Source organism: Streptomyces sp. NPDC031100 (assembly GCF_055570785.1).
Map to the genome: position 1 here is coordinate 397,984 of NZ_JBVIGN010000008.1, position 12,410 is coordinate 410,393.

The 12,410-nt window shown below is 70.2% G+C and carries 12 protein-coding genes, 1 tRNA gene, 1 pseudogene and 1 riboswitch; of the genes and pseudogenes, 8 read left to right on the top strand and 6 right to left on the bottom strand.

What is annotated here, in order from left to right:
- The first annotated feature begins 113 nt into the window (after positions 1–113).
- Positions 114–728: a sigma-70 family RNA polymerase sigma factor gene (locus tag ACZ5DS_RS24510; RefSeq protein ID WP_468242190.1), complete on the top strand. Its 615-nt coding sequence runs from the start codon at positions 114–116 to the stop codon at positions 726–728.
- Between the two features lie 174 nt (positions 729–902).
- Here the strand turns inward: ACZ5DS_RS24510 and nicT are convergent, their stop codons facing one another.
- Positions 903–2,012: a Nickel transporter NicT gene (gene nicT / locus ACZ5DS_RS24515; protein ID WP_468242137.1), complete on the bottom strand. Its 1,110-nt coding sequence runs from the start codon at positions 2,010–2,012 to the stop codon at positions 903–905.
- A 27-nt stretch (positions 2,013–2,039) separates the two neighbouring features.
- Positions 2,040–2,229: riboswitch (cobalamin riboswitch) on the bottom strand.
- Between the two features lie 80 nt (positions 2,230–2,309).
- Here nicT and ACZ5DS_RS24520 point away from each other — a divergent pair.
- On the top strand, positions 2,310–2,708 hold the full coding sequence (locus ACZ5DS_RS24520) for an ArsR/SmtB family transcription factor (protein ID WP_468242139.1): 399 nt from the start codon (positions 2,310–2,312) through the stop codon (positions 2,706–2,708).
- Here ACZ5DS_RS24520 and ACZ5DS_RS24525 read toward each other — a convergent pair.
- The 4 genes and pseudogenes from ACZ5DS_RS24525 to ACZ5DS_RS24540 all read right to left on the bottom strand — a co-directional run.
- Positions 2,701–2,985, bottom strand: a pseudogene (locus ACZ5DS_RS24525) (serine hydrolase domain-containing protein); the annotation flags it as partial. The gene ACZ5DS_RS24520 and the pseudogene ACZ5DS_RS24525 sit on opposite strands and share 8 nt — an antisense overlap.
- 100 nt (positions 2,986–3,085) lie before the next feature.
- Positions 3,086–3,226, bottom strand: a complete 141-nt coding sequence (locus ACZ5DS_RS24530) for a hypothetical protein (protein ID WP_468242141.1) — start codon at positions 3,224–3,226, stop codon at positions 3,086–3,088.
- Positions 3,227–3,282: 56 nt separating this feature from the next.
- Positions 3,283–3,355, bottom strand: a tRNA-Arg gene (locus tag ACZ5DS_RS24535).
- 376 nt (positions 3,356–3,731) lie between these two features.
- The gene (locus ACZ5DS_RS24540; RefSeq protein ID WP_468242143.1) at positions 3,732–4,679 is read right to left on the bottom strand and encodes a ScbA/BarX family gamma-butyrolactone biosynthesis protein; all 948 of its coding nucleotides are present in this window, start codon (positions 4,677–4,679) and stop codon (positions 3,732–3,734) included.
- A gap of 101 nt (positions 4,680–4,780) precedes the next feature.
- Between ACZ5DS_RS24540 and ACZ5DS_RS24545 the strand changes: the two genes are divergently transcribed.
- From ACZ5DS_RS24545 to ACZ5DS_RS24560, 4 genes are all read left to right on the top strand, one after another.
- Positions 4,781–5,404 carry a ScbR family autoregulator-binding transcription factor gene (locus tag ACZ5DS_RS24545; protein ID WP_468242146.1) on the top strand — a complete coding sequence of 208 codons (624 nt, stop codon included), beginning with the start codon at positions 4,781–4,783 and terminating at the stop codon, positions 5,402–5,404.
- On the top strand, positions 5,401–6,273 hold the full coding sequence (locus ACZ5DS_RS24550; protein ID WP_468242148.1) for an NAD(P)H-binding protein: 873 nt from the start codon (positions 5,401–5,403) through the stop codon (positions 6,271–6,273). The genes ACZ5DS_RS24545 and ACZ5DS_RS24550 overlap by 4 nt, the downstream gene beginning before the upstream one ends.
- A 166-nt stretch (positions 6,274–6,439) precedes the next feature.
- Positions 6,440–7,207, top strand: coding sequence for an SDR family NAD(P)-dependent oxidoreductase (locus tag ACZ5DS_RS24555; RefSeq protein WP_468242150.1), 768 nt, complete (start codon positions 6,440–6,442; stop codon positions 7,205–7,207).
- A 343-nt stretch (positions 7,208–7,550) separates the two neighbouring features.
- Positions 7,551–8,156 carry a TetR family transcriptional regulator gene (locus tag ACZ5DS_RS24560; protein ID WP_468242152.1) on the top strand — a complete coding sequence of 202 codons (606 nt, stop codon included), beginning with the start codon at positions 7,551–7,553 and terminating at the stop codon, positions 8,154–8,156.
- 544 nt (positions 8,157–8,700) lie between these two features.
- On the opposite strand, the gene ACZ5DS_RS24565 is transcribed toward ACZ5DS_RS24560, so the two are convergent.
- Positions 8,701–9,846 (bottom strand): IS701 family transposase, encoded by a 1,146-nt coding sequence (locus ACZ5DS_RS24565; RefSeq protein ID WP_468242154.1) that lies wholly within the window; start codon positions 9,844–9,846, stop codon positions 8,701–8,703.
- 359 nt (positions 9,847–10,205) lie between these two features.
- On the opposite strand from ACZ5DS_RS24565, the gene galU reads away from it, so the two are divergent.
- Both galU and ACZ5DS_RS24575 read left to right on the top strand, forming a co-directional pair.
- Positions 10,206–11,102 carry a UTP--glucose-1-phosphate uridylyltransferase GalU gene (gene galU, locus ACZ5DS_RS24570; RefSeq protein ID WP_468242157.1) on the top strand — a complete coding sequence of 299 codons (897 nt, stop codon included), beginning with the start codon at positions 10,206–10,208 and terminating at the stop codon, positions 11,100–11,102.
- A 345-nt stretch (positions 11,103–11,447) separates the two neighbouring features.
- Positions 11,448–12,299, top strand: a complete 852-nt coding sequence (locus ACZ5DS_RS24575) for a hypothetical protein (protein WP_468242159.1) — start codon at positions 11,448–11,450, stop codon at positions 12,297–12,299.
- Positions 12,300–12,410: the final 111 nt, after the last annotated feature.

A 12,410-nucleotide genomic window follows, 5' to 3' on the forward strand; every position in this document is an offset into this window, starting at 1 on the left:
CGTCGGCCGGCTCTCCGGCCGCCACGGCATCCGCATCCAGCTCCGCGGGTCACCTCCCCACGGCGTCACTGCAGTGGTCATGTTGCCCCAGCAACCGGTCCGGGACTCCTGCCCTGGCTCCATCGCGCGAACAGTCGAGAACAGACTCGAGGACGGACTCGAGAGAAGAGTCGATCACGGCCTGGGCGCTCGCCGCCCGCAACGGTGACCCCGACGCCGTCGACCACTTCGTACGCGCCCTGCACCGAGACGTCCGCCACTACGTGACGTACCTCGGTGCCGACCCCCAGAGCGCCGACGACCTGACCCAGGACACTTTCCTGCGGGCCCTGGGCAGCCTGCACCGGTTCGAAGGCCGCTCCTCGGCCCGGACCTGGCTGCTCTCCATCGCCCGTCGTGCCGTGATCGACAGCATCCGCTACAGCTCGTCCCGCCCCCGCTTGTCGGACACGGACGACTGGCAGTCGGCCGCCGAACGCACCCAGCCACGCGATGTGCCCGGTTTCGACGACGGCGTCGCCCTCACCGAACTGCTGGACACGCTTCCCGACGACCGCCGCGAGGCATTCGTCCTCACCCAGTTGGTGGGACTTCCCTACGCGGAGGCGGCCCTTGTCAGCGACTGCCCGATCGGCACGGTGCGCTCCCGGGTCGCCCGCGCCCGCACCTCCTTGATCGCGTGGCTGGACGAGGCCGAGCACTCCGCGCCGGTGGCCGCAGCGGCCTGATCGGTCCTTCGGCGACGGCCCGGATCGCCAAGTGGTCCGGGCCGTATGGCGGTTCCGGCGGCGCACTGGTTGCCGACGGGCGCCGCCGTCAGCCGTGAGGACTTGTCCGTGCCCCGCCGTAGGGGAACTGCATCAGGTTCGAAGGCAAAGTTCAAAGTGACGACCCCTGTGTCGTCAGCCGCTGTCGGCCGTGCGGGCGCTCCAGCGCTCCTCGACCTTCGCCAGGCGCCAGTAGCCGATGGCCAGGGCCCAGACGACCACGAACAGCCCGGCGATGACGTAGCCGACACTGTCCAGGTTCAGGGCCGCGATCCAGCCGGAGACGTCATCGCTCAGGCCCAGCTTGTCGTGCAGCACCCCGACCAGCTCGATCGTGCCGACGAAGAAGGCCACCGCGATGGACAGGCCGGTGATGGTGAGGTTGTAGAACACCTTGCGGACCGGGTTCGAGAAGGCCCACTGGTAGGCGAAGTTCATGAAGGTGCCGTCGAGGGTGTCGAACAGGCTCATGCCCGCCGCGAAGAGGAGGGGCAGGCACAGGACCGCGTACCAGGGCAGGCCGGCGGCGGCACCGTTGCCGGCCAGGGCGAGGAGCAGCACCTCGGTGCTGGTGTCGAAGCCGATGCCGAAGAGGAAGCCGAGCGGGAACATCTGGCCGGGGCGGCGGATGGACTTGGTGAGCCGGCCCAGGATGCGGTTCATGAACCCGCGTGAGTCGAGGTGGGCCTCCAGCTCGGCCTCGTCGTACTGCCCGTTCCGCATCGCCCTGAAGACGCGGGCGATGCCGAACAGCGCCACGAGGTTGAGGGCGGCGATCAGGTACAGGAAGCCGCCGGAGACCGTGGTGCCCACGGTGCCGAGGACCTGGTGGGTCCGGGAGCCGTCGTTCATCAGGGTGCCCGCGAGCTTGGCGCCGCCGGCGACCAGCGCGGCCATGACGACGACCACGCTGGAGTGTCCGAGCGCGAACCAGAAGCCCACCGAGACCGGCCGCTTGCCGTCGGCCATCAGCTTGCGGGTGGTGTTGTCGATCGCGGCTATGTGGTCCGCGTCGAAGGCGTGCCGCATACCGAGGGTGTAGGCCGTGATGCCCAGCCCGACCCCGAACGCCTTGGTTCCGACCTCGTAGTGGTGCGGGACCACGAGCAGGAAGAGGATCCCGAAGGCGACCACGTGCAGAGCGACGATCACAGCCAGCAGGCCGGCGGTGCGGACGGTGTCCTCGCGCCGCCACCGGAAGGAAGGGGCGGCGGCGGTTTCGGGCACGCCTCGGGACACGGTCATACGGTCACGCTCCAACACCTCGTGGATCAGCTTCGTGCTGCCGTGGCCGGTCTCCTGGCTGACGGGTCATCGCGCCCGCCCCTGCCTTCCCGGCCGTGAGGCCAGTGGCAACGCATGGGGCGGGAACTCCCCGATCACAGTGGCGAGGGCCGCTCCGGACTGAGTCCCTGAGGGACTGTCACCGGTCTTCCCGAACACCATGGCCCGCCCACCCTAGAAGGCGGGAGGTAGAGGCTGCAAGGCTGCACAACTGCGCAGATATGGAGCCAGGGTGCCGATGACTGCGATGATGAGTGCATGCATCTCGTCCCCGCGGAACGTGCCGGGCAGCGGACCATCGACGGCCATCGGGTCTGCGACGCCATCGCAGCCGTCGGCGAACCCGAGCGGGTACGCGCCTGGGCCGACCGCTTCTCCCTGCTCTCCGACCCCGGGCGCCTGTCCCTGCTACTGGCCCTCCACGAGGCGGGCCCCATCGCCGTCTCCGACCTCTCCGTCGCCACGGGGATGAGGGACACCGCCGTGTCCCAAGCCCTGCGCCTGCTGAGGACCGCGGGCATCGTCGAGGGCGAGAAGGACGGCCGGATCGTCCGCTACCGACTCGTCGACGGCTGGATTTCCGCGCTGCTGAAACACTGCACGTCCCAGGACACAAGCGCTGATCGCAAAGCTGGCGCGCGAAATTCTGTTACCTGAAGGCGAGGGCCCGGAAGGCATTACGGACGTCGGTGAGGGGGCCGCGGTCGCGGGTGTAGTAGAGCATGTTGCTCAGAAGCACTGCCCAGCGGCCCGTGGCGGGTGCAATCCACATGCCTGTGCCGGTGAAGCCGTAGTGGACCCAGACGCTCTGCTCGGTGGTCGTGCCGGGGGCGGAGTGCCAGAACAGGCCACGGGTGGGCTGAAGCTTGCCGGTCTGGAGGGTCAAGGAACAGCTGGTCCAGTCGGTGCCGAATCCGGCAGGGGTCGGGCAAGTCCCGCGGCGCAGTCCGCGCCCTGCGCACCGCCCCGGTCACCGGCGACGGCTCCGGGCTGGCGAACGTCACGCGGCATCGCCCTCCAGTGCGGCCACCACCTCAGCAGCCTCGCGAGGTCAGCGATTCAAGCCGGTCGACCAGCTCCTCGTACCGGCGCAGGGCCAGCTCATCCTTGACGGGCATCCTGCACAGCTCCCCACCATCCGCGCGCACGGCATGCGTGCCATATGTGTGCTGCAAGCGCAGGGGCCCTCCCGTCCGCCGGACGGAAGGGCCCCTGACCTGGTGTTTCTCTGTGCCCCCGGCAGGATTCGAACCTGCGACACCCGCTTTAGGAGAGCGGTGCTCTATCCCCTGAGCTACGAAGGCGAAGGCTTCTCGATCAAGCCGTGGGCGTCTGGCCTGGTCGCCGTGGCGTGTGGGCGGGGGTCCGCGTGTCCTGCCACAGCGCCCGCCTGGGCGCCCGATCCACAGAGTACCGGATCGGGGCACGGGCGGGCGCTGGTGTCTACGAGCTGCGTGGAGCGGGCGGGCCGGTGTGTCGCGGTGCAGCCGGGTTCATGGCCGTGCGGGCAGGTTCATGGCCGTGCAGGCCGGTTTGCCGCCGTGTGGACTGGCTGGGTGCCGCGCCGCCGGAGCTCCTCGGTGGTGCGGGGTGTGGCCGGTCGCTGTGCGGAGCGACGGGCGGGCGAACGCCTCTCGGATGAGGGCGGGTGGTCGCCTCGGACGAGGGAGGGTGGTCGCCTCAGGTGAGGGCGGGTACGCGCGTGGCGCTGTGTACCGGGGCCGGCCGTGTGGTCGTCACCTCGGCGCTGAGGCAGACCGTCCGGTCCTGTTCGATGGTGACCTTCAGATCGCCGCCGGCCAGCGGAGTCACGGACACCCAGCTGGGCTCGTCCAGTTCCACCCAGCGGTCGAAGGTGACCGACATGCCGCTGACCATGCCGGTGGGCCGGTGCGCGTGCGCGGCCTGCCGTACGGCCTCCAGGAGGAGCATGCCGGGTGCGTGGTCGACGGGGTGGTCGAACAGCACCGGGTGGTCCAGGTCGGCGCGCAGCTGCCACCGGTCCGCCCGGACCGTGGGGGCCAGAACCACGTTCCACGGCAGGCAGTGACCGACGGCTGCGGGCCGTAGCGCCGGGGCGAGCGGCAACGCCGTGCGGCGCACGGTCTCAAGGTCGCGCCGCGGTCCGCGCAGGCGCTGGTACAGGGCGGGGGTGCGGTTGGCGAAGGCGGTGGTGGCCGTTCCCATGCGCTGTCCGTCCAGGTACGCGGTGGTGTGCATGACCATCGACACCAGGCTGTTGTTCCTGATCCGCACGTCCTCGCAGGCGATGTCGAGCACCAGATCCGCGGGTGACTCCGCGACCAGCATGGCGCCCGGATCGACCTGGTAGCTGAAGTCGTCCCAGATCAGGTGGTTGCCGAAGGGGACACCGTATGCGGTGTGGGACAGGAGCGGCAGGGTCTGCCGGACGGTCTCGACGAACAGCATGGGATCGAAGCGCTGGTCGCGGGGCCAGTAGAAGCTGTGGAAGCGGGGCCACTGGGCGCGAACCGTGTGCCGGTCCTCCGCGTGCGTGGTCCAGTCGGTGAGCAGTACCTCGGCGTGTGCCCGCTTGTGGACGAGCTCTCTCGGTACCGCGGTGGTGAGCTGTGCTATGTCGAAGCCGGTGCCGTGCGCATGGGACATGTCTGCCTCTCCCCCTGAGTGACAAGTGACTGTGCCGCTGGCTGCGGTGACTGCGCTAACGTAAAATACGTTCTCTATTTTTGTCGAGGATTGGATTTTCCATGACGACCGCCAACGCAGAGCGCGCCGCCCGCACTCGCCAGCGACTCCTCGTCGCGGCCGCGGAGATCTTCGACGAGGCAGGCTACGAAGGTGCTGCCGTCACCCGGATCGTCGAACGCGCCGGGCTCACCCTCGGCGCCCTGTACTTCCACTTCGGCTCCAAGCAGGGCGTTGCCGAAGCGCTGATGAACGCTCAGGCCACCACCATCGAGCCGCACCTCGACTCCACCGGCCTGCAGCGACTGGTCGACATCACGCTGGTGTGGGCCCGCCGCATGCAGGACGACCCGATCCTGCGGGCGGGTGTGCGCCTCGCGGTCGAGCAGGGCAGCCACGGCATGAACGACGCGACGTCGTTCGAGGACTGGCGCAAGCTCATGCGCGATCACCTGGAGACGGCACGCTCCGACGGAGAACTGCAGGAGACGGTCGACACCGACCGTCTGGCCCGTTTCGTGGTAGCCGCCTGTACCGGCATGCAGGTCTACTCCCAGCTCGCCACCGGGCGGGCCGACCTGATGGAGCGGGTCTGCGACATGTGGGCGCTGCTGCTGCCCAGCATCGCCCCCGCCGCCGTCCTCAACAACATCCACGTCGATCCGCAGCAGGTCCTGGCTTCATGACGACACCGGCGCAGCCCGCCCGGCACATCGTTCTGACCGGGGCCACCGGCACGGTCGCCCCGCTCGTGGCCCGGCATCTGACCGCGGCCGGGCACCGGCTCACCCTCACCAGCCGTACCGCTCCGGACCACGGCCTGCAGCCCGGCGTACGGCATCTGGCCTGCGACTACGACCGGCCCGCGAGCCTCGTCGAGGCGTTTCGCGGGGTGGACGCGGTCTTCGTCGTGACGAACGACCCGCTGCGCCCCGAGGACGACCGCAACGTTCTGCGGGCGGTCGCCGACGCCTCGGTCGGACACATCGTCAAACTCTCCGCGGCGGCCGTCCACGACCCGGACGCCGACGATCTCGTCACCACCTGGCAGCGGGAGAACGAGGAACGCATCAGGAACAGCGGCATCCCCTGGACCTTCCTCCAGCCGCGGTCCTTCATGACGCACACCCTGGCCTGGGCGCCCGGCATCCGCAGCAGCGGGACCACCCAGGCGCTGCACCCGCACAGCCGCAACGCCTGCATCGCGCCGGAGGACATCGCCGAGGTGGCCGCACGGGTCCTCGGTGACGACGCCCACCATGGCCGGTCGTACCAGCTCACAGGTCCCGAGGCGCTCTCCGCCCATGACCAGACCCGCGTTCTGGCCGGCCTCCTCGGCCGGCCCCTGGTGTGCCGGGCCCTGTCCCGGAGCGAGGCGCACGCCGCCCACCTGCGCCGGTATCCGGCGGCGATGGCCGACGCGCTGCTCGCCAGCGCGGACCGGCAGGCGGCCGGGGCCAAGAGCGCGACCACCGACACGGTCGAACGCCTGACGGGACGGGCGCCCACCACGTTCGCGCAGTGGGCCACCGCTCATCTCCACCGGTTCACCTGATGTGTCGCCACCAGTCCACCTGATGCGTCGTCACTGGTTCACCTGATGCGTGTGTGCCGGTTCACTTGATCGGGGATCAGAAACCAGGAATCCGCGCGGCTCCCTTGCCGCCGCTTGCCCGAACGCCGTTGGAGCGTCCATACGTTCCGTACGTCCGAGGAGAGTCATGTCCGAACAGGGTCTGCTGTACGGCAAGTCCGTCGTCATCACCGGGGCAAGCAGCGGGATCGGGGCGGCGGCGGCCCAGCTCTTCGGCCAGGAGGGCGCTCGTCTGGTCCTGGCCGCCCGGCGCAAGGAAAGACTTCAGGAGGTCGTCGACAAGGTCGAGGCGGCCGGCGGGCGGGCGACCGCCGTCGTGGCCGACGTCACCCGTGCCGACCAGATGCGCGATGTCGCGCAGGCGGCGCTGGACAGCTACGGCAGCCTCGACGCCGCGTTCAACAACGCGGGATGGACCTCCACCGGTACCCCGATGCACCTGATGGCCGACGACGAGTACGACCGGATCATGGACGTCAACGCCCGCGGTGTGTGGAACGCCATGCGCGCACAGATAGCCGTGATGCTCGAGCACGGCGGCGGCGCCATCGTCAACACCTCCAGCGTGGCAGGAGTGCGCGCGACCGGGGCGTCGGCTCCGTACATAGCCGCCAAGCACGCCGTCATCGGACTGAGCAGGGCCGCCGCCGACGAGTACGCGGAGCAGGGGATCCGGGTGAACGCGCTCGTCGTCGGCAGCACCCGCACCGAGCTGATGCAGGAGGTGCTCACCCACACCCCCTCCCTCCTGAAGCCCTTCACCGAACGTGCCATCCAGCAACGCCTGGCGGCACCGAGCGAGGTCGCGCAGACGGCCGCCTGGCTCTGCTCGGACCGCTCGTCGTTCACCACCGGAGCGGCCGTCCCCGTCGACGGGGGCTGGACCGCCAAGTAGCTGTCCGAGGGCGGTTTCGGCTGGACTTGCCGAGAACGTTCCGGCCTTCTCCCGTTCCCATTCCCGTTGCCCAGGGGCCGTCCTATCGTCGGACCCGCCCGCCGAGCCCGGTTCGAGGGCCCGCTCAGCAGCCTGCGGCCAACTGGCAGTGACATCTGGGGACTTACGTGACCGACCTGACCCGACCCCGACCCGCCCGCTTTCACGTCAAGGACTTCCGGTACGCCGGTCAGGAAGGACCCGGACCGCGTGACCGACACGGTCGACGCACCCACCGGTGAGGCCGCGGACCCGGTTCTCCGGTGTCCGCCCCTCAACTCTCCACCGCGATCACCGAGGGCCCATGATGAACAAGAAGGAAAAAGCCGCCCGAACGCGCACCAACCTGGTCCTGGCCGCGGCACGCAACTTCGACCAGCACGGTTACGACGGTACGTCCCTGGCGGCGGTCTGCAGTGACGCGGGCATCTCCATGGGGGCGCTGACCTTCCACTTCCGCAGCAAGGCCGCCCTGGCGACGGCGGTGGCGGACGAGGGGGTCGCCGAACTGCAGCGGATCCGTACCGTGCGTCCCCGCACCGGCCGACCGCTGCACGACCTGTCGTCCCTGGTCCTGGACGTGGCGGCGACGCTCCATCGCTGTGTCCGCGCCCGGTCCGCGGCGCGTCTGATCGCGGAGGGCCACATCGGCTCCGACTGGCCGGCCGACTGGCGCGGCGAGGTCGAAGGACTGATCGTGGACGCGTGGAAGACCGGAGCCCTGACCCAGGAGGTGCAGCCGGGGACGGCCACCCAGCTCGTCCTGCACCTGGTGGAGGGCGCGGCGACCGACGCGCGCTGCACCGGGGGGCAGTTGGGCCCGGCCGCGTCGGACTTCGCGGACGTCTGGCGGGCAGCTCTGACCGGCCTCGCCACCGGGTCGCAGGAAGGCGCCGCCGACGCGCCGTGAAGGGCATCGGGCGATGGCAAGGGGCACGCCTCGGCCGCCGTACACACCGGTGACGGACGCCTCCGCGGGCACGCCTCGAAGCTCGGGGCGCCGTGGCGGATGCGTCCGAGGGTGGGCGAACCCTGGGGCGGATGCGTCCGGGGGTGGGCGAACCCTGGGGCGGATGCGTCGAGGGTGGGCGAACCCTGCGGCGGGCGCGTCCGAGGGTGGGCGAACCCTGCGGCGGACGTGTCCGAGGGGGGCGAGCCCTGCAGCGGACGCCTGGGGGGCAGGCCGTCTCGGAGTAAGAGGCCTGGGGTGGGTCGCGACGGAGTAAGGCGCCTGGGGGCGGGTCGTCTCGTAGCAGGCCACCCCCGGCTAGAGGCCCCCAGGCAGGCCGCCCCCGGGCAAGAGGCCCCCGCGCAAGACGGCCCCGAGCAGGCCACCCCCGGGCAAGAGACCCCCGAGCAAGAGACCCCCAGGCAAGAGACCCTCGGGCAAGACGCCCCCGCGCAAGACGCCCCCAAGCAGGCCACCCCGAATTCAGACGCCCCCGAGCAGGCGATCAGCCGCCCGCACCCTCCGCGCCCCACCCGCGCAACCGGTAGTGCGTGAAGGCGGCCGACACCAGCGTCGCGTGATGGTGCCAGCCCGGGAACGAACGGCCCTCGAAGTCCTGCAGACCGAAGTCGCCGCTCAGGGAGTTGACGACCGCGGTGGCCAGGCGCGGCTGACGCATCAGGGGCAGCATCTGCGACAGCGGCCGGTCGACCAGGTTGGTCAGCCAGACCCGGGTACCCCGTCCGCCCGTCCGCCGCTGGGCCAGCATCCGCAGCCTCGGCTGCCGAGCGGCCGCGCCGGGCAGCATCACCGGCAGGGACAGGATGTCGAGCCCGTGGTGCTGCTCACCGCCGGCCATGGGGCTGCCCTGGGCGTCGAGCAGCCGGCGGACGCTGAGGGGTGCGCAGGCGTGCTGTGGAGTCGAGGCCGGTCGCACCGTCAGGGTCTCGGGGACCTCGACGACGAAGGGCTGCTCGCTTCGCGACAGGTACGCGAGGAAGGCGCTGCGGTCAGGCATCCACGACAGGTCCGTGGTGAGCGGGGCCTGCGGACCCGTGGTCCACGAGGCGACCCGGTGCAGGAGTTCGGCGGTCTGGGACCACAGGGCACCGCCGGCTCCCTCGGGCAGCCGGGCCCTGGTGCGCAGCTGGGAGTCCGTCGCCCAGTCCTCGGGGAGGTAGAGGGCCCAGTCGACCGGGAGCGGACCCTCGCCGTCGCAGAGGAACAGGCCGATGCCCAGCTGACAGGTGGTCGCCCTGCCCAGGAACGGGTCGAAGCGCCGGTGCACGCCGACGGAGTGCTCGCCGCGCTTGGGGATGAACGCCGGTGCCAGCGCCCATGCCGTGGCGGTGGTCGTTCGCTCCACCCAGTGCAGCAGGTCCTGCCGGATCACCTGCCAGTCCCAGGGGCTGGCGTTGACGAACTGGTGCATCGACTGCGACGCCGTGGGGGAGTCGCTGACGGAGTCCGCGAGCCTGCGCACCGACTTCTTGCCCGGGGTCTGCAGCAGGGCCTTCACATAGAGCTCGGCCCACCTGCGCTGGTCGGCCCGCGGCAGGCGGCCGAAGACCGCCTCGGTGAACGAGTTCAGCCGACGGGCCTCGCCGAGGTGGGCCAGATCCCTCGGATCCGACTCGTACAGCACGGTCATCTGACAAGTCCCTCTCACACGGCGGCGTTGGTCCCTCCAGCATAAATAGCGTTCTTTATGTTGCTGCGTGCGGCGGTCGCTCCGCGGCGACTTTGGCAAGTTGGGGGCTCTAAAAGGCGCGAAACCACCCGGAACGACCGCTGTGGCGAGGTGAAAGTGCGGCCCGGAGCCGCCCGAACTCTTCGCCGACTCCCTTAAGTAGCTTCCGGTCGCAGCGCCAGGCTCGCGGCGGCGAGCCCGTTCCTGCGCACACTGACCGCCGACGGCGAGGCGGTACCGCACGGCCCCTCGCCGGGATCGCCGCAGGCCACCTTCCAGGCCGTGAGAACGGCACTTTCCCCAGTCTTTGGACACCCAACATGAGTGAGATAACGAAAGCCGTCATCCCCGTCGCCGGGCTGGGCACCCGCTTCCTGCCCGCCACGAAGGCCACCCCCAAGGAGATGCTGCCGGTGGTGGACAAGCCGGCCATCCAGTACGTCGTCGAGGAAGCCGTCAGCGTCGGGATGCGCGACATCCTCATGGTGACGGGGCGCAACAAGCGCGCCCTGGAAGACCACTTCGACCGCAACTGCGAACTGGAACTGGCCCTGGAGAAGAAGGGCGACACCGACCGGCTCGCCTCCGTCCACGCCTCCACCGAACTGGCCGACATCCACTACACCCGTCAGCGCGACCCGCGCGGCCTCGGGCACGCCGTGCTGTGCGCGGCCCCGCACGTGGGCGACGAGCCCTTCGCCGTCCTCCTCGGCGACGACCTCATCGACGCCCGCGACCCGCTCCTCGCCCAGATGCAGCAGGTGCGCCGGCGCCACGGCGGATCGGTGGTCGCGCTCATGGAGGTCGCCCCCGAACGCAGCCACCTGTACGGCTGCGCAGCGGTGGAGCGCGAGCACGGAAGCGACGTCGTGCGCGTCACCGATCTCGTCGAGAAGCCGGCGCCCGGCACCGCCCCGAGCAACCTGGCCGTCATCGGCCGCTACATCCTCGACCCCGCCGTCTTCCCCGTGCTGCAGCGCACCCCGCCGGGACGCGGCGGCGAGATCCAGCTCACCGACGCCATCCGGACGCTCGCCGAGGACGGACACCCCGTCCACGGGGTGGTGTTCTCGGGACGGCGTTACGACACCGGAGACCGCGGCGACTACCTGCGCGCGGTCGTCCGGATGGCCGCCGACCGCAGCGACCTCGGCCCCGACTTCGTCGAGTGGCTGCACGAGTTCCTGGGCCGCGAACCGGCGACGGTCACCGCCTGATGCGTGCAACTGCGCCTGGAGCGCCCGTTGAACGTCGGCATCTTCAGCGAGTTGGCGATGTCGTCGTCGTCCGACTCCGCCGGATGGATAACGACAGGAGACCTCCGTATGGTCCACGAGCGAATACAGAGAAGCAGCCGGACGGAATCCGTCGGACGAAAGGCGGAGCACACCCGGCAGGTATCGGCGCAACCACAGGAAGGAGACGCCGAATCCCCCGAACGCGTCCCGCTGACCGCACTGCGGAATGTCATCAGGGTCAGACTGGACGGTCCGGACGAACGGCACACGCGGGCTCTCGCCGAATCCGGTGACTTCCCGCCGATTCTGGTCCATCGCCCCACCATGGCGATCCTCGACGGAGTCCACCGCTTTCACGCCGCGCAGCTGCGGGGTGACACCCATATAGCGGTGCGATTCTGCGACGAGCCACTGGAGAAGGCCTTCGTCCGCACTGTTCGCGAGAACGTCCGACACGGTCTTCCGCTGACGCAGCCCGATCGCACAGCGGCTGCCGACCGCATCCTGACGGCGCATCCGCACTGGTCGGACCGCTATGTCGCACAAGTCGCCGGGCTGTCCCCGAGGACCGTCGCCGACCTGCGCAAAGGCGCGCAGCAGGCGATCGGGCCGACGCATCGCCTCGGCCGCGACGGACGTCTGCGTCCCACCGACGCGGACGCACGGCGCCGGCACGCGGCCGAGATCCTGCGCAGCGAACCGGAGTCCTCGCTGCGCGAGGTCGGGCGCCTGGCCGGCATCTCGCCCACCACGGTGCGGGACGTGAAACGCAGGATCGAGAACGGTCAGGAGCCCATTCCGCGGAGAACCGCGGAAACCACGGAAATCACGGAAACCGCGGAAACCACGGCCCCGGCGGCCCCGAGGGCCCCGAGGGTCGAGAGCACGCGGCCGTCACCCCAGAACGACGCGGCGGACTTCCCGGCGCTGGTGAAACGCCTGTGCAGTGAGCCCTCGTTGCGGCATTCCGCCGACGGACGGCTGCTCCTGCGGCTTCTCGACCTCCATCTGGCGGCACAACGGAGTTCCGCCCGGATCGCCTCCGCGGTCCCCGCACACCAGATCGCGACGGTCGCCGTCGTCGCCGCCCGCTGCCGGCAGATCTGGCACGACATGGCGGCGGGACTGGACAGCACACGGCGCGGCCCCGACGGCGTGGCCGCAGCGAAGAACTGAGAGAGAAAGGAAAGAACATGTCTGTTGTTGATGGTGTGGTTGAGGGGGCGGTGGGTGCCGGGTCGGGGGGTGTGGGGCCGCAGCGGTTGACGTCGCGGATGCGGTTGACGC

Excerpts from the sequence above, each read along its gene's own strand:
- ACZ5DS_RS24545 (WP_468242146.1), top strand. The coding sequence starts at position 4,781 with ATGACGACCGCCAACGCAGAGCGCGCCGCCCGCACTCGCCAGCGACTC.
- nicT (WP_468242137.1), bottom strand. The coding sequence starts at position 2,012 with ATGACCGTGTCCCGAGGCGTGCCCGAAACCGCCGCCGCCCCTTCCTTC.
- ACZ5DS_RS24550 (WP_468242148.1), top strand. The coding sequence starts at position 5,401 with ATGACGACACCGGCGCAGCCCGCCCGGCACATCGTTCTGACCGGGGCC.
- ACZ5DS_RS24520 (WP_468242139.1), top strand. The coding sequence starts at position 2,310 with ATGCATCTCGTCCCCGCGGAACGTGCCGGGCAGCGGACCATCGACGGC.
- galU (WP_468242157.1), top strand. The coding sequence starts at position 10,206 with ATGAGTGAGATAACGAAAGCCGTCATCCCCGTCGCCGGGCTGGGCACC.
- ACZ5DS_RS24575 (WP_468242159.1), top strand. The coding sequence starts at position 11,448 with ATGGCGATCCTCGACGGAGTCCACCGCTTTCACGCCGCGCAGCTGCGG.
- ACZ5DS_RS24555 (WP_468242150.1), top strand. The coding sequence starts at position 6,440 with ATGTCCGAACAGGGTCTGCTGTACGGCAAGTCCGTCGTCATCACCGGG.
- ACZ5DS_RS24560 (WP_468242152.1), top strand. The coding sequence starts at position 7,551 with ATGATGAACAAGAAGGAAAAAGCCGCCCGAACGCGCACCAACCTGGTC.
- ACZ5DS_RS24540 (WP_468242143.1), bottom strand. The coding sequence starts at position 4,679 with ATGTCCCATGCGCACGGCACCGGCTTCGACATAGCACAGCTCACCACC.
- ACZ5DS_RS24565 (WP_468242154.1), bottom strand. The coding sequence starts at position 9,846 with ATGACCGTGCTGTACGAGTCGGATCCGAGGGATCTGGCCCACCTCGGC.